Raw genomic sequence first — 17,475 nt, 5'->3', positions numbered from 1 at the left:
AGAGGACACCCCCCATGGCAACTCATGACGCATCCGAAACCAGTACCGCGAAGGCTGGTCAGGCACCGGATCCGAACGACTCCAGGAAACCTGACAGCCCCAGGGAGCTGGACAAGCCGAACTGGAAGTACATCGCCAAGAAGACACTGCGCGAGTTCAGCAAGGACCAGTGCCCCGATCTCGCCGCTTCGCTGACCTATTACGCCGTCCTGTCATTGTTCCCGGCAATCCTGGCTCTGGTGTCCCTGGTCGGGCTGTTCGGGGATCCGCAGAAGACCACCGATGCGCTCCTGCAGATCGTCAGCGGATTTGTCCCGGGCGAGACTATGGACACCATCGGCGGGGTTGTGAAGGACCTGGCCAACGCACCGGCGGCGGGATTCACCCTGGTAATCGGCCTTGGCACCGCGCTGTGGTCGGCATCAGGGTATGTGGGTGCGTTCGGCCGTGCCCTTAACCGCGTGTATGAGGTGGACGAGGGGCGTCCCTTCGTTAAGCTGCGCGGCACCATGCTGGCCGTCACGCTGCTCGCCATCGTCATCATCGCCATCCTGGCCGGCATGCTGGTCCTGAGCGGCCCCGTGGCGGAAGCCGTGGGGGGCTTCATTGGACTCAGTGGGGTCTTCCTCGCGGTGTGGAACATCGCCAAGTGGCCCGTGATGGTGGTGCTCATCATTGTCATCATCGCCGTTCTCTACTACGCAACACCCAACGTCAAGCAGCCTAAGTTCAAGTGGATGAGCATGGGGTCCGGCATCGCCCTGGTGGTTTTCCTGTTGGCTTCCCTCGGATTTGGCTTCTATGTGGGCAACTTCGGCAACTACAACAAGACCTACGGCGCCCTGGGCGGCGTGATCGTCATGCTGCTGTGGCTTTGGATCCTCAACATGTCGCTGCTCTTCGGTGCCGAGTTCGACGCCGAGACGGAACGCGGCCGCCAGCTCCAGGCCGGCATCAAGGCCGAGGAAACCATCCAGCTGCCCCCGCGCGACACGAAAAAGAGTGAGAAGCTGCAGGCGCAGGAAGAGGAAGACATCAGGCACGGCCGCGAACTGCGTGAGAAGTATGCCGCCGAAAACGGGGGCAGCGGCGACTCCCAGGCCACGGACGCCGGGGAAAACGCGCCCTCCGAACCGCACCGGGAACGGGTCCGGGACAAGGTCCGCGACCGTGCCGCGCACGGCACGCCGGAAGACGATGACAGGGGACACCAAAGGCACTAGGCAGGACCCCGAAATGGGTGGAAGATTAATCAGGTCCTGAAGAGTTCCCGGGTGCAAGAAGCCCGGGGTTAAGCGGGGCCGGCGGTGAGATGGCCTCTTCTGAGACCGAGGCCAGTCCCCCCAGTCGCCGTCGGCCCCCTGGATTATCCACGTCCGGACAGGCACAGCACATGACCTGGTTATTCGGCGGCGGAAAAGCCTCGCATAACTGGACAAATTGCTTCGTACTGAAATACCTTCATGTTTACCCTGCCGGTCAATTGCCGTCGGGGTCCGCTGAAGCAGACACGGCGGAAATCACGGTCAAACTTTGTGAGCGGATATGCCTGCCAACCATTTTGAAGACTTTCTTGCCGAAGCCGTTGTTCCGGCCAAGGAGCCCGGCCTCGGCCTCGGCCGCGACGAACTCTACGGCCTGTACACCAGCTGGTGCCTCATCCATAAGGCCCAGCTCCAGCCGCCTGAAGAGCTCTGGGCAGCCCTGAAGCTGGAGGGCATCGATCCGGATAACAACAATCTCTCCATGACCGGGCCTGCGGCAGCTGACTACATCATTGCCAGCGCACCGGACCTGGTCTGACCGCCAACCGAACGGGCTGCCACGTTCTCCGTGGCAGCCCTTTCGTGTTTCTTCCGCCCCAGCTCAGCTCTCTGCGCCGCGCGGGTCAAGGGCAAGGGCCAGGAGGTAGCCGGCGAAGCCCCGGGGAGCACGCGCCTCCAGCCGGCCGGACGTGATGACGCGGTTGCTGTCGGTAGCGGCGATCACTGCGCCTCCGCTGCGCAGTTTCCTGACGAGGCTCCGGTCCTCACCGGATTCCGTGGCCGGAAATCCGCCGGCTGCGAGGTAGGCGGACGCGCGGACACCCAGGTTGGCGCCATAGACGTGGTGGTGGTTGTCCTGCAGGCGGTGCCGGGCGTGCCACCGCTGCAGCAACCCCGTGTCCATACCGTCGGAATCGGGCTCCACGGAGCCAAGCACAGCGTCCGCACCGGCTTCAGCCAGTTCCAGTTGCCGGGTAAGCCAGTGGGCGGGAACACGGGAATCGGCGTCGGTGTTGGCAATCCAGATTTCCTTTTCGGGAACACCCAGGGCGCCGGCTTCGGCCAGGACCGCACGGTTCCCTTCCCGCCTGCTCCGCCCCACGCTGCGGAAATCAGCTTGCAGGACGTTGAACCGGGGATCTGCCGCAGCGAACCGGCCAGCCACTGACGCCGACAGGTCGGTGCAGGCGTCCAGGACCACCAGCACGCGGACGCCCAGTCCAGGGCGCTGCCCCTGCAGGACGCCGGCGGCAGTGCCCACGGCCTCCAGCGCTGCGCCAAGGTGCCGCTCTTCGTTGTGGGCGGGAACAACCACGCCCAGATGGCTGACAAGGTGGCCGGTTGAAGCCGTCATGCCGGAGCCGTCCCGGCCGGCCCGGGAGCCACGAGGACCTCCAGGAGGAAATCCCGTTCCCTGTACATCCCTGCCTGGCGCCAGCCCAGCCGTTCCCTGGCGAGAGCGTGGACGGATTCGCCGTCAAGCTCCCAGCCTGCCACCGGGTGGCGCCAGTGGCAGAGCACCAGTGTCCCGCCGGGCTGCATGGCCGCCTCCACCCGGTCCCACATGGCGGCAAGCTCATCGCGGGCCAGGTAGTAGCCCACCTCGGACACCACGATGAGGTCGAAGGAGCCCGCCGGCCAGGCTGCCGGAAGCACGGCCTGTTCCACGGTGACGTGGTGTGCCGCCGCCAGCCGGTGCCTGGCTTGTTCCACGGCCACCCCGCTGGCATCCACCGCAAGCAGGCTGCGGCACCGGGGTGCCAGGTCCGCCGTCAGGGTGCCGATGGAGCAGCCGATTTCCAGTCCTGCCGCGTAGGTGGCCTCCGGCAGGGCCGCCAGCGTCAGGGCACGCTTGCGCTGTTCGTACCAGCTGGAGCCGTAATTCCAGGGGTCCTCTGTCCGCTGATGCACGCGGTCGAAAATCTCCGTGGCCTCGCCGCTGCGATGCGATGGTTCCGCCGGTTTCCGCGGCGGTGTCCAGGCAAACATCTCGTAGCCCCTGGCGAAGTGCTGCAGGAAGCCCTCGCTGAGCAGCGCTTCGTCACCGGGGGCAGGCGACAGCGGCAGGACCTGCGTGGCGTGCGCGGCCATGGCACGGTCCTTGGCTTGCCGGGCGGGCGGGTCCAGGTGGAACCTCATCCAGTCCCGCCAGTCCGAATGGTCCGGGCCGGCCCAGTGCCAGTACCAGATGGGATATTCGAGTAGGCCGTGGCCGCCCTCCGCCGCAACGTCCGCCGCCACGGCACCCAGGGCGTCGTGGTCGGCGTGGCCGTCGGCGCGGTACGGCGCAACGATCACCACGTCCCGGTGTTCCGCCGGGGTGCCGGCTGCCTTGGCCGCGGCTTGCCGGACCGAATCAGCGATGACGTCCGCGTGCAGGCCCAGTCCGCGGTCCGGCAAGCCGAGGAAGCGCCACCGGCCCTCCAGTCCCAACTCCGTGAGGGCTGCCGCGAACTCTTCCAGACGGGCCGCGGCGAGGCGTTCGGGAGTATGGGTTGCGGACTCCGGGTGGGAGCCCTCGCCAGCCGTGCAGAGCAGCACCTCAACGGACGCCCCCAGCTGCCGCAGGCTCGCTGCCAGCCCTCCCGCGCCCAGGGTCTCGTCGTCGGGGTGGGCGGCGAGGACCACAAACCCCAGGGCGGCCAACTCGCCGCTGTCCAGGGGCAGCTCAGGGGCGGCAGACAATCCGGCCGCCACCCAGGCGGATTCGGCGGTGCCCAGGTCCGCGTGCGAGAACGTCACCATGGGCAATCACCCTTCAGGGTCAGGGAGCCTAACTGGGCGTCGTCCCGGTGCCCGTGGTGCTGCCTCACATAGAGCGCCAGGTCCGCCACCCGTTTGGCGTACGCGGCGTCGAACGCCAGTGGTGCGGGGCCCCGGTTGGCCGTCACCAGCTGGAGGACGCGTTCGACGGCGGCGGCAACAGTTCCGCGGACACGCTGGGCCTCGCTCCAGCCGCTGCTGCTCCCGGCCGCGTTTCCGGCGGCGTATCCGGCGGCGTCCACCCGCTCGGCGGCCCTGGCCAGGTACTGCAGTGCCGCAACAATGATCCGGTCCGTCTCGCCAAGGGCAGCGAGCGCCAGCTGGTCCGGCTCGCGGCCCGATTCGGCAGCCTTCCGCAGGCCGTCCCGGAAGTCGCGGGCAACACCCACCGCTCCCCCGAGCCAGCACGCCGCCACTCCCATCCCGCCCCACGCAAAACCGGGGCGGCTGTGGTACCAGCCGCTGCCGCCCACAGCCGCAGCAGGTACGTGGTCGAAGTGCACCGTGCCGCTGGGGATCTCGCGAAGTCCCCGGGCAATCCATTCCGGCTCCTCCGCCGTAACCCCGGCGTGGCGGAGGTCAACGGCGAACGCTGCCCGGCCGCCGTCGTCCGTGTGCGCGGTGATGACCGCGTGGTCAAGCTGCCCGGCCAGCGAACACCAGGGCTTCGACCCGTCCAGGACGTATCCGGTGCCGTCTGCTGTAGCCCTAAGGCGGAGCCCCGGGCCTTCGGCTGCGAAGACACCCCAGGAGCCTTCGCCGGCGCCGTCAATTGCCGAAGCCTGCTTCAGGATTGCCACTGCGTCCAGGTGCGGTTCAAAGACCCGGGCGGCGGCGACGTCCACGGCAGCTACGGAAGCGAGCAGCTCCCACAACTGAGCAGTCCGGCCTTCGCCCGGCAAAGGCCAGGAGCGTCCTGCCGCGACGGCGAGCTGAAGCAGCGCCGGCACATCCCCCGCTGCGCCGCCCACCGCTGCCAGCCCGGGGGCAAACCGCTCCACCTGTTCCGCTGTGGAACCGAGAAGCACTGGCCGGACGTGGCTGCCGCCGGGTTCCGGGTTTCCTTGCCGTGTGCCCCGACCGGTGTCCGGGCTGTCCCGCGCCGCCACCTATTTGCTGGCCGGCTCGGTCACCGCGGCGGAGGGCGCCATGGTTTCGGCGTTGACCATCCAGGCCAGCTGCTCCAGCCGTTCAATGATTGCGTGCAGCACGTCCGCGCTGGTGGGGTCCTCATCGTCGACGTCGTCGTGGACGTCGCGCATGGTCTTCACTGTCCGCTCCAGCCGGGCGGTGATGAGCTTGACGGTGTCTTTCGTGGAGGTCAGCCCCTCCGGGAATTCAGCCAGTCGGTTGTCCGCTGTGACCGTGCTGCTGCGGCCGTCGGGCAGGGCGTGCAGGGCCCGCATGCGCTCAGCAACCTCATCGGCGAACAGCCGTGCCGCCGTGACGATTTCATCAAGTTGCAGGTGCAGGTCCCGGAAGTTGGTGCCCACGAGGTTCCAGTGGGCCTGCTTCCCCTGCAGGTGCAGTTCAATCAGGTCCGTCAGGACCATCTGCAGGTTGCTGGCAAGGGTGGGTGATGCCTTCATCGTTTACCTCCATTGCGGCCTGTCCGGCTGCCCGCCAGCCGAACGCTTATTCTAAGCATACTTATCAATGGGGAATCCGGCCGCCGGAGGGTGTTGTCAGGTGATGCGGGCCAGGGCAAAACCATCCCAGCCCTTGGAGCCCACCGTCTGGATAACGGTGGCATCCAGGCGGGGATGTTCCCCCAGCAAGGTGAGGGCGTCAATGATGCCGGGGGCATTGACAGGGTCCATGTCCGGTTCCAGGACAGCCCCTTCCCAGATGGTGTTGTCCAGCACCACGGTGGCTCCGCGCCTGCCCAGCCGGACCGCCCAGTCAAGGTAGCGGCTGTTGTTCTCCTTATCGGCGTCAATGAAGATGAAGTCGAACGGCTCGCGGCCCTCCTCCTCCAGCGCAGCCAGCGTTTCCAGCGCCGGGCCCAGCCGGATTTCCACCTTCTGGCCCAGGCCGGCGAAGTCGATGTTGGCCCACGCCACCTCGGCGTGTTTGGGGAGGAACTCGCAGGTTACCAGCGTGCCGTTGGCAGGCAGCCCGCGGCCCATCCAGATGGTGCTGAAGCCGGCAAGCGTACCGATTTCGAGGATCCGCCGCGCACCGGAGAGCTGCACCAGGAGCATCAGCAGCTTGCCCGCGTTGGGCGCCACCTCTATGGCCGGCATGCCCGCTTCGGCGGCGGACCGGATGGCCTGCTCCAGCGCATGGTCCGGGTGGACCACCACCCGCGACAGGAACTCTTCGGTGGCAATCCATTCCGGCCGGGGCTTGTGCTCGAACATGGGCACAGTTTGGCACGCGGTGATCAGCCGGTCCAGAGGCTTCCGGAGGGCGGCAAACCGGCTGCCACGGCAGCGCAGGGCACGGTGAGGGGCTGCTCAGGAGCCGTCTGTCAGCGCCTCTTCGAGCCGGTCCACCTTGGCCGTCAGTTCGCCCGAATAGCCAGGCCGGATATCGGCCTTGATCACCAGCGAAACGCGGCTGCCGTACCGCCCCACGGCCTCGGTGGCCCGTTTGACGACGTCGAACACCTCATCCCATTCACCTTCGATGGTGGTGAACATCGAATCCGTCTTGTTGGGCAGGCCCGAGTCGCGGACGATCTTTACCGCGGCAGCAACGGCGTCGTGCACGGAGGCGTCGCCGGGGGAGGAACCTTCTGCGGGAGTACCTGACGGGGCGACGGAAAAGGCAAGGAGCATGGGGCCAAGTCTGCCACTGCACGTCACCGGGCAAAATCCGCCCCGGTGGGGCCGCCGTCACAATAGGCTCCTACCCCTCAGTAACGGTGAAGGGTGGATGCTCCGTTGCTAACCTTTTCGCATGAGCCTCGCAGTTGCCCGCAAGCCCCTCCGCGCCGACGCAGCGCGGAATGTGGACAAGATCATCAGCGCGGCACGGCAGTGTTTCCGGGAGTTCGGCCCCGAGGTTCCGCTGCAGACCATCGCTTCCACCGCCGGCGTTGGGCCGGCCACCCTCTTCCGAAATTTCGCCGACAAGGAAGAGCTGGTCCTGGCCGCACTGAACCGCCAGCTGCGGATCTCGGTGGACCCCGTGGTTGACGGCGCCTTGGCGGACATCGATGCCGCCAACGGGCTGTTCCGGGTGCTGGAGTCCCTGATGGACGCCGCAAGCGCTGACGCCAACCTGCTCGGCGCTGTGGCCGGCCGGCGTGAGCTCCTGACCGGCATCACGGGATCCCTGATGGACTCCCTTAGCGTCCTGCTGGTCCGCGGGCAGGGCCAGGGCAGCCTGCGGCAGGACATCTCCATGACGGACATGTTCCGGCTCCTGGCCATGCTGATTTCCGTAGTGGACACCATGGAACCCGGATCGGACGCCTGGCGGCGGCCACTGGCGCTGGTGGAGGACGCTATCAGGTCTACCCGCCCCGCGCGTCCGCTGCCCGCCCATGTGCCGGTGCCTGCCACTGCAACAGCTCAGCCGAGCAACCTGCGGGACTAACCGGGCGCCCGCGGGGCTGCCGCCAGATCCCCCTGCCCGAAGGGCTGGACCGCAGCAGACCGGACACATTGGGCCATGCGCCTGTCTGCGGACCATTGTGCGGGTTCCAGCCAGTGCCCTAAACTGCCTTCAGGGTTACGCAGCCAGCCTCAGATCTTCCTTCTTGGAGCGACCCATGAAGCATTTCCCCACGCATTCGGCGCACTGAAGCGGCATCCCATGAACACTCACCAGCTTTTTTCTTTCCTGAGCGACCCCCGCGATCCCGAAGAAGTCCTGGCTGCCTTGCCCGCCGAAGAACTGGCGGGCCTGCTGGACCTTCTGTTCCAGGAACTCGATACCGTTGAACCTGCCTTCGGCGCGCAGGCCTGGTATGACCTTGCCGTCGAAGAGAGCAACCGTCGGAGCGTTTCGCCCGACGGGGCGGCGCACGGCGTGGCGTAGCCGCGCCTTTCCTGCCGGGCCGCTAGGACCCTTCTTTATCCCGTTGGCCTGAACCTGAACCCGCTGCATCAGCTGTGCCTGCGCCATCCGGGCCGGCATCACGTTCAGCGCCACCTGCCCCGCCCTCACGAGCGGTTGGAGGTTCGCTGTACTCGTTGGGGACGTGGTCCCTGGCCTCAACGAGATGCTGCTGCAGTTTCTCCTCGGCGTCCCTGCGTCGGCGGGCGGTGTCCCGCAGTTCCCTGGTGGATTCCGAGCCGTGGGGTGTCTTGTCGTTCATCGCGGGTCCTCCTTCTGGCGGGGCCAGGCGTACGTTTTCGCCGCCGCCATGTGGCGGGCGGCCTGCTGACAGCCCGCCGGCGACGGGATGCGACGGCTGGCGGGGCGCTTACCCCGCGGCGGCATCCGCGCGGCGCCGGATCTCCCTGTGCACAGCGGCATGCAGTGCCGGTATGGGCGAGCCTGGCTCCAGGTCCAGCCCGCGCCTTAGGCTGCCGGCCAGTAGCTCCAGGTCTGCGGCAGGGACATCGGACAGCCCGGCGAAGCGTGTGATGAAGTGCTTTGCGGGAACTCCGGCCCGGCGCCGGGGGTTCTTGCGGTGGGCTCTGCCGGTTCTTTCACCGGCGTGCTGCTGATTTTCCATGGTGGCCGTTCACAGGTAATCCGACGGCCAACTGCATAGCCGAGATCATGATACCGCCGGCAGAGCCCAATTCCTGTGACCCAAGTCACGTCAGACCCAGCCGGCCATCCTTAGCAGGGCGGCGGTGCCTGCGCCGACAATGACAACCAGGAGGAAGGGCGCCCGCAGTGCCAGGGCTATGGCTGCCGCGGCCAACGCCCCCAGCCGGGCGTCCGCGGCAAGCGCCTGCCCGGTGGCCGCAGCATTCACCACAGTCAGGGAGACGAGCAGTCCGATGGTCATGGTGCCGGCGATCCGGGACATGCGGGGGTTTTCCAGGAACCGGGCGGGCACGAAGTAGCCCACCAGCTTCCAGGCATAGGCCAGCACGCAGGACACGAGGATCCAGAACCAGAGATTCATTGGCTGGCCTCCGCAGCGTCTCCGTGCCCGTGCCGATGATGGCCGCCGTACGGTTCCACATCGGGTTCGAGGCCCTCATCGCTGCGGCCGTGGCTGAACCAGCCGATCAGGGCCGCCACCAGCGCGGCCACCAGGATGGGCACGCCCGCGGGAACGAACGGCACGGCCAGCACTGTGGCCACGGCGCACACGACGGCGATGGCCACCGGCTCCCGGCCTTTCAGGCGCGGCCAGAGCAACGCCAGGAAGGCGGCCACCGCGGCGCCGTCGAGCCCCCACTGCTTGGGGTCGCCGAGTCCGCTGCCGGCCAACGCGCCCACCGCGGTGAAGAGGTTCCACAGCACGTAAATGCCAATGCCGGCCGCCCAGAAGCCACGGCGCTGCTCGGCAGGATCAGCCTGGCCGGTACTCGTGGCCGTGGACTCGTCGATGGTCAGCTGGGCACCGACGTATTTGCGCCAGCCTTCCGGCCGTAACAGGGCATTGAGCTGCATGCCGTAAATCCCGTTGCGCATGCCCAGCAGGGTGGCCGCACTCATGGCGGCAATGCCGGAACCACCGCCGCCCACCACGCCGATGAATGCGAACTGGGAACCGCCGCTGAACAGCAGCAGGCTTAGGGCCATGGTCTGCCAGAAATCCAAGCCGGAGGTGACGGACAGGGCCCCGAAGGACACCCCATAAAGGCCGGTGGCGATGCTGATGGAGATCCCCACCCGCACGGCGGGGGACGCCATTAGCTTCACCGCCGGCCATCCGGGCCAGTGTTGCGGAGGCTCCACGCCCAGGCGATGAGGGGTGCCTGCAGCGGCAGGCGGGCCGTGTGGATCCGCCGCTGGAGCGGCGTCCCCTCGGGACTGTAGGCGCGCCGGAGCGCGTCGGCGTGGCCGGCGAGGAACGCCGTGAACATCGCGGCCACGGCGGTGGCGGTGACCTTCCGGGTGGCCGGGATAAGGATCCCGACGGCGGCCGCGGCCTCGATCAGGCCGGACACGGCGATCCATTCGTCGCGGGAAAGGACAGCGAAGGGGCCGTTGGCGCCGGTGGGCACGGTGCCGGGGGCGGGGTCTTCACGGCAGAGGTAGTCGGGAACCACCTGGCGGTAGAAGCCGGGGCTTCGGAAGTGCTTGCCGGCGCTGGCCAGGAGCAGGGCGCTCATCGCAGCAGCGGACAGGTTTCGTGCAGCCCGGCCGGAGCTGGGGAAAGGCATGGCTCCACTCAACCACAGCGCGGGCAGCGGCAGAAACCACCGTGCCTCCCCTCGTTGTGGGGCTCCCGTTGTGCGGCGGCGCGCGGAAGCTCAGCCGCGGCCCGGACGCTCAGTCGCTGCGCGGCACCCAGTCCAGGGCGGAGCTGGCGTAGGGCGGTGGCGGGCCGGGGTAGTCCAGGGCCTGCCCCTCCACCAGCAGCGGCGGCCGGACGTACCGCAGCCCGCCGTAGGAGCTGGCCATTGTGCGGTATTCCGGCGGTGGCAGGGCCGGCAGCCCGCGCGGGCCCGGCGGCAGCCTGAAGAGTTCCTCCGCTGTCCGGGCGAGTGACAGCCGGGCAGATCCACCGGCGCCGCTTTCCTGCCGCCGGGCGAGGAGGGTTACCGCCGCGGCCGCTGCCCCGTAGCCGGTGGCATGGTCCAGGGCCTGGACAGGCAGGGCACCCGGGCGCCAACCGGCGTCGTCCGTTGTTCCGTACAGGTGGGCGATCCCGCTGGCGGCCTGCACAATGCTGTCGAAGCCGCGCAGACTGCTCCACGGCCCGTCAGTCCCCCAGCTGTTCAGTGTGACCACCGCAAGGTCCGGCCGGGCGGAGAGCAGCGACGCCGCGTCCAGGCCGAAGCGGTCCAGGGAGCCGGTGCGGTAGCCGGTGATCACGATGTCGGCCCCGGCCACCAGGCGTTCCAGCGCGGCGCGGGTGCCGGGCCGGCCGAGGTCAGCTACAGCGCTGCGTTTGCCGAAGGAGGTGTCCACGAACTGGTCGGAAAGTTCGGGCAGCGCCGTCGGGTCGATACGGAGGACGTCTGCACCCAGGGCCGCCAGCAGCCGCGTGGAAACCGGACCCGCGATGACCCGGGTGAGGTCCAGGACGCGCACCCCCAGCAGTGGCCGGCGCGGATCGCCGCCGGGCTGCGGGATGCCCCGGCGGCCGCTGCCCTCCATGGCAGCGCCGGCAGCCGGGCCGTCTGGAGCCTGCGGGTCAAGGACCATCCACGGTCCCGCCGCTGCTGCCCGGCCCATTTCCGAGGCCTGCCATTCTGCGCGGGTCCGGACGGCCGCTGCCACTGCGCCCCGCGCCTGGATGACGGACTCGGCTTCGAGGGAATCCATGATGCGCAGGGCAGCTTCGGCTTCTTCCGCCGTCGTGGCATTTAGCGCCTGCAGGAGGCGCTGCCGGTGGTGCGGGTAGTTGGCGTGCAGCCGGATCCAGCCGTCCCGGGTGCGGCGGAATCCGGAAAGCGGGGCAAATCCCTGCAAGGGGCGGCCTGCGATCCTCAGGTGCCCCGAGGAGTCGAAGGCGGCGGCTGTCAGTTCCGGGCTGGCCGAGTACCTGCCGGCGGCGCCCGTGTACCGGTCCAGCGCGGTGGCCGCGGCACCCACCGCGGCCAGGGCGAGGCCCTCCACATCCAGCGGCCCGCCCCACCACGTGCGCAGGTTTGCTGCGTCCGTGCCCGCCACGGCTACCGTCCCTGCGAGGGGGCCACCTGCAACTGCGAGAGAACCCGGGCGGGGACATTCGTGGTGAGCTCCTGGATCCCCAGCTCCCGGCACAGCGCCACATCATCCGCCGAATCCACGGTCCACACGCGGAAGCGCCGCCCGGCATCGAGCCACTGCCGGATGGTGTCCGGGCGTTCACGGACGTAGTCGATGCCCGGCCCTGCAAGCCCCACCAGGCCGGCGTCAAGGATCCGTTCGCCTTCCAGCTGGGTGGCCTTCATGAGGTTGGCGACGGCACCGCCGGTGATCAGGCCGAGGCCCAGGCCGCCGCGGATTTCATGGACCGTAAGGTCGTCCACCAGCTGGCAGATGAACTGCGCGGGGACCGACCGCAGCAGGTGCCGGACCGAATCCGGGCTGAAGCTCATGAACGTCACCGCCACGTTGTCCACCGTGGAGCTTCCGGGATCCCAGCCTTCGCTGCGGAGGACCTCCAGCACCCGGTCCTCCAGTTTCAGCTGGTAGGGGCTGGGGTGTTTGAGCTCGATGGCCAGCTTCACGGGCCGGCCCGCACCACGGAGGACGTCGAGGAGTTCCGGCAGTGTGAGGAGCTGCTCGGACCGGGCGCCGTAAATTTCCGGGATGCGCGCACCCTTCCAGGAGGAGAAGTCCAGCTGCCGCAGTTCACGGAGGGTCCGCTCGGCCACCGGGCCCGTGCCGTCCGAGGTGCGGTCCAGGTTGGCATCGTGCAGCAGGACGACATGCTGGTCGCGGGTGAGGTGGACGTCGCACTCCACGCCATCGGCACCGTCCGCCAGGGCCTGGAGGTAGGCGGCGCGGGTGTGTTCGGCGAAGGCGCCGCTCGAGCCCCGGTGGGCGAAGACCAGCGGCCGCTGCTCCAGGCTGCCCGGAGCAGGCCCGCCAGGAGTGGTCCCGTCCAGGCTGGTCCGGTCAGGTGCCGCGCCGTCGTGTGTCGTCCTGTCGCGTGTCGGCTCGTCAGGTGTCATGGGGACACGGTAGCCGACCCGGTCCCGTCAGCGGGGCTAGGCTTGGCACATGCAGGTGAACTCTGAGCCAACTGCCCGGGAATCCCCTCGCCGCGCCGCTCCCCCGGTGCCCGAAGGCGCGAAACCGCAGGCCGCCGTCGTCGGCCATCAACTCAGCGCGGGAGACGCCGAAAAGGCGGCAGCGCTGCGGAAAATGAAGATGCTGGCCCTAAGCCTGCTCATCGCCATGGCCGTGGTCTTCGTGTTCGCGTTTGCGCTGCAGGAGGAGTATCCCTGGCTGCAGTACGTGCGCGCCGCCGCGGAAGGCGGCATGGTGGGTGCGCTGGCTGACTGGTTCGCCGTTACCGCGCTGTTCAAGTACCCCATGGGCATCAAGATTCCGCACACCGCCATCATTCCGCGCCGGAAAGACCAGATCGGCGCCTCCCTGGGCGAGTTCGTGGAGACCAACTTCCTCTCCGAGCAGGTGGTCCAGGACAAGCTGGCCAGCGTGAACATCGCCCGCCGCGCCGGCGAATGGCTCGCCGCGCCCGGCGGGGCGGACCGGGTGGCCAAGGAAGGTGCGGCAGTGATCCGGGGCGCCTTCAAGGTCCTGAACGACGACGACGTCCAGGCGGTCATCGAGGGCATGGTCCGCAAGCACCTGCTCACACCGCCGTGGGGACCTCCGGTGGGCAGGCTTGCGGAGCGGATCTTCCACGACGGGCACCACCACACGTTGGTGGACCTGCTGGTGGACCGCGCCGCCGACTGGGTGGACGAGAACCACGAGACTGTCTCGCGGCTGGTGTCCGACCGCTCCCCCACCTGGGTACCACAGTTCGTGGATGGCCTGGTGGGCGACAAGGTCTACGTTGAAATCCTCAAATTCGCCCGTGCCGTGCAGTCCGATCCCAACCACCAGGTGCGGCAACAGATCGATAAGTACCTCAACGACCTTGCGCAGGACCTGCAGCACGACCCCAAGATGATTGCGCGCGCCGAGGACATCAAGGCCCAGGTCCTGGGCGACCCCGAGGTCCGGGAACTGGCCTCGCGGACCTGGGGGACCGTCAAGAACGCACTGCTCGGCGCCGTGGACGATCCGGACAGCGAACTGACCGTCAAGTTCAAGGCGGCGGTCCGCGACTTCGGTTCGCGGCTGGTCAACGATCCCGAACTCGCCGGCAAGGTCAATGCCTGGATCGGCGACGCCGCGGGCTACCTGGTGAAGACGTACCGGTCAGATATCGCGGGGGTCATCACGGACACTGTGGCGCGTTGGGATGCGGAAGAGACCTCGCAGAAGATCGAGCTCCAGGTGGGCAAGGACCTGCAGTTCATCCGGATCAACGGCACCGTGGTGGGCTCGCTGGCCGGGCTGCTGATCTTCACGGTGGCGCACCTGATCTTCGGCTGAGCACCGGCCGGCGCGGGTCGGGGACAGGCGCCGGGCGCTCCCGGGGCGGGCGAAGCTGGAATCAGGCGAAGGACTCCAGGCTGACGCCGGCGGCTTCCAGGCCTGCCCGGACACCGGCCGCCATTTCCACGGCACCCGGGGTATCACCGTGGATGCACAGGGAATCGGGCCGGACCTGGACCACGGTGCCGTCGGTGGCCACGACTTCGCCCTTCGTGGCCAGCCGGACGGCCCGCTCAACGATCGCGTCGACGTCGTGCAGCACGGCACCCTCCTCGGACCGCGGCACCAGCGTTCCATCAGCCCGGTAGGCCCGGTCCACGAAGGCTTCGACGAACACCGGGTGCCCGGCGTCCTGTGCCTGCTTGAGCAGTTCGGACCCGGGGAGGCCCAGGATCGGGAGTCCGGGGTCGTACGCGTTGACGGCCGCCACCACGGCGGAGGCCTGCTCGGCGTCGTGCACCAAACGGTTGTAGAGCGCCCCGTGCGGCTTCACGTAGTCCACCGACGCACCTACGGCGTGGGCCACGCCGTCGAGCGCGCCCAGCTGGTACAGAACGTCACCGAAGAGCTCATCGAAGCTCGTGTCCAGGGACCGCCGGCCGAAGCCCGCCAGGTCCCGGTAGCCCACGTGCGCCCCTACTGTGACGTCCAGTTCGTAGGCCGCACGGCAGCTGTCCAGCATGGTGACGGGATCTCCGGCGTGGAAGCCGCAGGCCACGTTGGCGCTGGTGACCAGCTGGAACATCCGGGCGTCATCGCCCATGGTCCACGAGCCGAATGATTCGCCGAGGTCAGCGTTGAGATCCAAAAGTGTTGCCTTCCAGCTGGTTGTCCGTGGTCCCGGCTGCCGTGAGCTCGCCGGGCAGGCTGTCCGGCATGGGCCCAAACGCCTCCTTGGCGTTGGCCACCACCGCACGGCCCATCACGAGGTTACCGGCTCCGCCCACCACGGCGCCGATCCCGAAAGGCAGGGCCCGGCCCAGGAGCGCGGTTCCCTGGCGTTTGAGGAGGTTCTTGAGGAAGGCCCTCTGGATGCGGTTGCGGATGGTGCTGAAGCCCGGCATCGGCAACGATTTGGAGAGAACGCTGCCCCATTGCTTGGTGGCTCCAGCGCCGTTGCCGGCCATTTGTCCGCTGAGGGTGCCCAGCAGCGCGGTTCCTTCCTCGCCCAGCATGATGGCCATGACCATGGTGCTGGCCTTCTCCGGGTTGGTCAGGCGGATGCCGTGGAGCTCTGCGAGGGAGGTGGCGTACAGGGCGGTTGCTTCGAGGAAGCCCACTGTGGCGGCCGCCGAGAGTCCCAGCGAAGCCACGGTCCCCACACCGGGAACGACGGCGGTGGCCCCCACGATCGCGCCGCCGCCGGTGACGGCACGGAGGTAGTCGCGCTCCAGGATGCCGGCAAGCTGGGCTGCCGTGGCTTGGGGGTGCTTCTTCTGCAGCCGGCGGATATAGGCCAGCACCAGCGGGCGCTGGATTTCCACGGCTTTGAGGAGCATGTTGTGGACGCCGGGCTTGGGCTTGCCGTCCTTATCGAAGACTGCGTTGTGGGCAGTTTCCTGGGCGATCCGTACTGCTGGGTTGCTGCGCTTAGCCATGGTCACCTTCGTTTCACGTCGAGCTGCAGCGGGTGGCTGCCGTGCTTCTCCATCCTAGTTGCAGAAACACTAAGCATGCTGAACTTTGATGCCGGCGGCCTGCTGGAGGAGACAGCACTGCGGCGGGACCCGGAGTGGGTCCCGCCGCAGTGTTGCAGTCAGGAGCTTGTTCGCTTGTCAGTTCCTTGACGGACCGGAGTCGCGACGAAGCCTAGGAGCGGGGGCTCCGGGCGGCTTCCTCCCGGGCGGACTCTTTGCGGTCCTGCCCGCCGGCTGCCGCCTGCTCATCGGCGCGCAGTTCGGCCCGGAAGACCTCGAAGCGGGCAAGGTGGGCGGGGCGGCGGCGAAGGATGGCCCAGGCCACGCCAAGGACCAGGAACCAGATGGGGGTCACCAGCAGGGCTGCGAGGGTGTCCGGCTGGGTGGTCAGTGCCCAGAGGACGAACGCGAAGAACGCGTAGACCACCCACACGGCAGGGATGCCACCGGGCATCTTGAACTTTGATGCTGCATGCAGGTGCGGGCGGCGCTTGCGGAAGGCGATGTAGCTGGCCAGGATGACCGACCAGACAAAGATGAAGCACACTGCGGAGACGGTGGTCACCATCTCGAAGGCCTTGCCAACGTCCTGGCCGGCGTACATGAGCACGACGCCGGACAGCAGCAGGACACAGGAAAGGAACAGCGCGTTGCTGGGCACCTTCCTCGAGGACAGGCGGCTGAAGATGCCCGGGGCGTCGCCCTCCTGTGCGAGGCCGAAGACCATGCGCGAGGTGGAGTAGATGCCGGAGTTGGCCGAGGACATGGCCGAGGTGAGGACCACCAGGTTGACCACGGTGGCCGCAGCACCCAGGCCGGCGAGCGAGAACATGCCGATGAAGGGGCTGTGGCCGGCCGCGAACTGGGTCCACGGCGTGACGGCCATCAGGATGATCAGGGCGCCCACGTAGAAGAGCAGCACGCGCACGGGAATGGCGTTGATGGCCTTGGGCAGCGTCCGCTCCGGGTTCTTGGCCTCGGCGGCGGTGGTGCCCACCAGTTCGATGCCCACGAAGGCGAACACGGCGATCTGGAAGCCGGCCACGAAGCCCATGAACTCATTGGGGAAGAATCCGCCGTGGCTCCAGAGGTTGGTGAAGCTGGCGGTTCCGGCGTCGCTCTGGAATCCGGTGAAGATCATGAAGAGGCCCACGATGATCAGCGCCGCGATGGCAATGATCTTGATGAGGGCGAACCAGAACTCGGTCTCCCCGAAGGCCTTGACCGTGGCGAGGTTCAGCAGCAGCAGGATGGCCACGGTGGCCAGCCCGGGGATCCAGAGCGGCAGTCCGGGCCAGAGTTCCTTGGAGTAGCCGGCAATGGCGATGACGTCTGCGATGCCGGTGATCACCCAGCAGAACCAGTAGGTCCAGCCGGTGAAGAACCCCGCCCACGGACCCAGCAGGTCTGCTGCGAAGTCGCTGAAGGATTTGTAGTTCAGGTTGCTCAGGAGCAGTTCGCCCATGGCCCGCATGACGAAGAAGAGCATGAACCCGATGATCATGTACACGAAGATCACGGACGGGCCGGCCGCGGAGATGGTCTTGCCGGAGCCCATGAAGAGGCCGGTGCCGATGGCACCGCCAATGGCAATGAGCTGGATGTGCCGGTTGGTGAGCTGCCGCTCGAGGTGTGGGGGCTCGCTGCGGGCAGCCGTTCCGGCCGCCCCGTTCTGCGGTGGCTCGCCGTTGGAAGCGTGGGGATGAATCGCCATGAGG

The 17,475-nt window shown here is 67.9% G+C and carries 20 protein-coding genes; 5 read left to right on the top strand and 15 right to left on the bottom strand.

Annotation, left to right across the window (positions count from 1 at the left end; genetic code table 11):
* The first annotated feature begins 14 nt into the window (after positions 1-14).
* Both ACHL_RS02775 and ACHL_RS02770 read left to right on the top strand, forming a co-directional pair.
* Positions 15-1,223 (top strand): YihY/virulence factor BrkB family protein, encoded by a 1,209-nt coding sequence (locus ACHL_RS02775; protein WP_015935785.1) that lies wholly within the window; start codon positions 15-17, stop codon positions 1,221-1,223.
* Positions 1,224-1,545: 322 nt separating this feature from the next.
* On the top strand, positions 1,546-1,803 hold the full coding sequence (locus ACHL_RS02770) for a hypothetical protein (RefSeq protein ID WP_015935784.1): 258 nt from the start codon (positions 1,546-1,548) through the stop codon (positions 1,801-1,803).
* 63 nt (positions 1,804-1,866) lie between these two features.
* Here the strand turns inward: ACHL_RS02770 and ACHL_RS02765 are convergent, their stop codons facing one another.
* The 6 genes from ACHL_RS02765 to ACHL_RS02740 all read right to left on the bottom strand — a co-directional run bounded on the left by ACHL_RS02765 (position 1,867) and on the right by ACHL_RS02740 (position 6,811).
* Positions 1,867-2,619 carry a glycosyltransferase gene (locus tag ACHL_RS02765; RefSeq protein ID WP_015935783.1) on the bottom strand — a complete coding sequence of 251 codons (753 nt, stop codon included), beginning with the start codon at positions 2,617-2,619 and terminating at the stop codon, positions 1,867-1,869.
* A complete protein-coding gene (locus ACHL_RS02760; RefSeq protein WP_015935782.1) occupies positions 2,616-4,010 on the bottom strand; it encodes a bifunctional PIG-L family deacetylase/class I SAM-dependent methyltransferase in 1,395 nt (464 codons plus the stop codon). Before ACHL_RS02760 ends, ACHL_RS02765 begins: the two co-directional genes overlap by 4 nt.
* A complete protein-coding gene (locus ACHL_RS02755; RefSeq protein ID WP_015935781.1) occupies positions 4,004-5,056 on the bottom strand; it encodes an acyl-CoA dehydrogenase family protein in 1,053 nt (350 codons plus the stop codon). The genes ACHL_RS02760 and ACHL_RS02755 overlap by 7 nt, the downstream gene beginning before the upstream one ends.
* Positions 5,057-5,137: 81 nt before the next feature.
* Positions 5,138-5,617 carry a Dps family protein gene (locus ACHL_RS02750; protein WP_015935780.1) on the bottom strand — a complete coding sequence of 160 codons (480 nt, stop codon included), beginning with the start codon at positions 5,615-5,617 and terminating at the stop codon, positions 5,138-5,140.
* Positions 5,618-5,713: 96 nt separating this feature from the next.
* Entirely contained in the window at positions 5,714-6,391 is a 678-nt protein-coding gene (locus tag ACHL_RS02745) for an O-methyltransferase (RefSeq protein ID WP_015935779.1), read from the bottom strand.
* Positions 6,392-6,487: 96 nt separating this feature from the next.
* The gene (locus ACHL_RS02740; RefSeq protein WP_015935778.1) at positions 6,488-6,811 is read right to left on the bottom strand and encodes a thiamine-binding protein; all 324 of its coding nucleotides are present in this window, start codon (positions 6,809-6,811) and stop codon (positions 6,488-6,490) included.
* Between the two features lie 121 nt (positions 6,812-6,932).
* On the opposite strand from ACHL_RS02740, the gene ACHL_RS02735 reads away from it, so the two are divergent.
* Both ACHL_RS02735 and ACHL_RS23720 read left to right on the top strand, forming a co-directional pair.
* On the top strand, positions 6,933-7,574 hold the full coding sequence (locus tag ACHL_RS02735; protein ID WP_015935777.1) for a TetR/AcrR family transcriptional regulator: 642 nt from the start codon (positions 6,933-6,935) through the stop codon (positions 7,572-7,574).
* Between the two features lie 219 nt (positions 7,575-7,793).
* Entirely contained in the window at positions 7,794-8,018 is a 225-nt protein-coding gene (locus ACHL_RS23720; RefSeq protein ID WP_015935776.1) for a hypothetical protein, read from the top strand.
* A 22-nt stretch (positions 8,019-8,040) separates the two neighbouring features.
* Here ACHL_RS23720 and ACHL_RS23715 read toward each other — a convergent pair whose 3' ends face one another.
* The 6 genes from ACHL_RS23715 to ACHL_RS02695 form a co-directional block, all read right to left on the bottom strand.
* The gene (locus tag ACHL_RS23715; protein WP_015935775.1) at positions 8,041-8,298 is read right to left on the bottom strand and encodes a hypothetical protein; all 258 of its coding nucleotides are present in this window, start codon (positions 8,296-8,298) and stop codon (positions 8,041-8,043) included.
* Positions 8,299-8,751: 453 nt separating this feature from the next.
* A complete protein-coding gene (locus ACHL_RS02715; protein WP_015935773.1) occupies positions 8,752-9,063 on the bottom strand; it encodes an AzlD domain-containing protein in 312 nt (103 codons plus the stop codon).
* Entirely contained in the window at positions 9,060-9,800 is a 741-nt protein-coding gene (locus tag ACHL_RS02710; RefSeq protein ID WP_015935772.1) for an AzlC family ABC transporter permease, read from the bottom strand. Before ACHL_RS02710 ends, ACHL_RS02715 begins: the two co-directional genes overlap by 4 nt.
* Before the next feature lie 5 nt (positions 9,801-9,805).
* Positions 9,806-10,273, bottom strand: coding sequence for a DoxX family protein (locus ACHL_RS02705; RefSeq protein WP_015935771.1), 468 nt, complete (start codon positions 10,271-10,273; stop codon positions 9,806-9,808).
* Between the two features lie 109 nt (positions 10,274-10,382).
* Positions 10,383-11,729, bottom strand: a complete 1,347-nt coding sequence (locus ACHL_RS02700) for a CoA transferase (protein ID WP_015935770.1) — start codon at positions 11,727-11,729, stop codon at positions 10,383-10,385.
* Between the two features lie 2 nt (positions 11,730-11,731).
* The gene (locus tag ACHL_RS02695; RefSeq protein ID WP_015935769.1) at positions 11,732-12,718 is read right to left on the bottom strand and encodes a glycerophosphodiester phosphodiesterase family protein; all 987 of its coding nucleotides are present in this window, start codon (positions 12,716-12,718) and stop codon (positions 11,732-11,734) included.
* A gap of 49 nt (positions 12,719-12,767) precedes the next feature.
* Here ACHL_RS02695 and ACHL_RS02690 point away from each other — a divergent pair, with 49 nt between their 5' ends.
* Positions 12,768-14,117, top strand: coding sequence for a DUF445 domain-containing protein (locus tag ACHL_RS02690; RefSeq protein WP_015935768.1), 1,350 nt, complete (start codon positions 12,768-12,770; stop codon positions 14,115-14,117).
* 61 nt (positions 14,118-14,178) lie between these two features.
* On the opposite strand, the gene ACHL_RS02685 is transcribed toward ACHL_RS02690, so the two are convergent.
* The 3 genes from ACHL_RS02685 to cycA all read right to left on the bottom strand — a co-directional run bounded on the left by ACHL_RS02685 (position 14,179) and on the right by cycA (position 17,471).
* Positions 14,179-14,928 carry a LamB/YcsF family protein gene (locus tag ACHL_RS02685; protein ID WP_015935767.1) on the bottom strand — a complete coding sequence of 250 codons (750 nt, stop codon included), beginning with the start codon at positions 14,926-14,928 and terminating at the stop codon, positions 14,179-14,181.
* Positions 14,912-15,718 (bottom strand): hypothetical protein, encoded by an 807-nt coding sequence (locus ACHL_RS02680; protein ID WP_015935766.1) that lies wholly within the window; start codon positions 15,716-15,718, stop codon positions 14,912-14,914. Before ACHL_RS02680 ends, ACHL_RS02685 begins: the two co-directional genes overlap by 17 nt.
* 211 nt (positions 15,719-15,929) lie before the next feature.
* On the bottom strand, positions 15,930-17,471 hold the full coding sequence (cycA, locus tag ACHL_RS02675) for a D-serine/D-alanine/glycine transporter (protein ID WP_015935765.1): 1,542 nt from the start codon (positions 17,469-17,471) through the stop codon (positions 15,930-15,932).
* Between the last annotated feature and the right edge of the window lie 4 nt (positions 17,472-17,475).

It is taken from the genome of Pseudarthrobacter chlorophenolicus A6, from assembly GCF_000022025.1.
GTDB lineage: Bacteria > Actinomycetota > Actinomycetes > Actinomycetales > Micrococcaceae > Arthrobacter > Arthrobacter chlorophenolicus.
This window is presented reverse-complemented; position numbering and strand designations above follow the sequence as displayed.

Bases quoted from the DNA above. Each gene is read 5' to 3' on its own strand.
- ACHL_RS02735 (WP_015935777.1), top strand. From the start codon at position 6,933: ATGAGCCTCGCAGTTGCCCGCAAGCCCCTCCGCGCCGACGCAGCGCGG.
- ACHL_RS23715 (WP_015935775.1), bottom strand. From the start codon at position 8,298: ATGAACGACAAGACACCCCACGGCTCGGAATCCACCAGGGAACTGCGG.
- ACHL_RS23720 (WP_015935776.1), top strand. From the start codon at position 7,794: ATGAACACTCACCAGCTTTTTTCTTTCCTGAGCGACCCCCGCGATCCC.
- ACHL_RS02690 (WP_015935768.1), top strand. From the start codon at position 12,768: ATGCAGGTGAACTCTGAGCCAACTGCCCGGGAATCCCCTCGCCGCGCC.
- ACHL_RS02760 (WP_015935782.1), bottom strand. From the start codon at position 4,010: ATGGTGACGTTCTCGCACGCGGACCTGGGCACCGCCGAATCCGCCTGG.
- ACHL_RS02695 (WP_015935769.1), bottom strand. From the start codon at position 12,718: ATGACACCTGACGAGCCGACACGCGACAGGACGACACACGACGGCGCG.
- ACHL_RS02705 (WP_015935771.1), bottom strand. From the start codon at position 10,273: ATGCCTTTCCCCAGCTCCGGCCGGGCTGCACGAAACCTGTCCGCTGCT.
- cycA (WP_015935765.1), bottom strand. From the start codon at position 17,471: ATGGCGATTCATCCCCACGCTTCCAACGGCGAGCCACCGCAGAACGGG.
- ACHL_RS02740 (WP_015935778.1), bottom strand. From the start codon at position 6,811: ATGCTCCTTGCCTTTTCCGTCGCCCCGTCAGGTACTCCCGCAGAAGGT.
- ACHL_RS02770 (WP_015935784.1), top strand. From the start codon at position 1,546: ATGCCTGCCAACCATTTTGAAGACTTTCTTGCCGAAGCCGTTGTTCCG.
- ACHL_RS02775 (WP_015935785.1), top strand. From the start codon at position 15: ATGGCAACTCATGACGCATCCGAAACCAGTACCGCGAAGGCTGGTCAG.
- ACHL_RS02745 (WP_015935779.1), bottom strand. From the start codon at position 6,391: ATGTTCGAGCACAAGCCCCGGCCGGAATGGATTGCCACCGAAGAGTTC.
- ACHL_RS02715 (WP_015935773.1), bottom strand. From the start codon at position 9,063: ATGAATCTCTGGTTCTGGATCCTCGTGTCCTGCGTGCTGGCCTATGCC.
- ACHL_RS02765 (WP_015935783.1), bottom strand. From the start codon at position 2,619: ATGACGGCTTCAACCGGCCACCTTGTCAGCCATCTGGGCGTGGTTGTT.
- ACHL_RS02750 (WP_015935780.1), bottom strand. From the start codon at position 5,617: ATGAAGGCATCACCCACCCTTGCCAGCAACCTGCAGATGGTCCTGACG.
- ACHL_RS02680 (WP_015935766.1), bottom strand. From the start codon at position 15,718: ATGGCTAAGCGCAGCAACCCAGCAGTACGGATCGCCCAGGAAACTGCC.
- ACHL_RS02710 (WP_015935772.1), bottom strand. From the start codon at position 9,800: ATGGCGTCCCCCGCCGTGCGGGTGGGGATCTCCATCAGCATCGCCACC.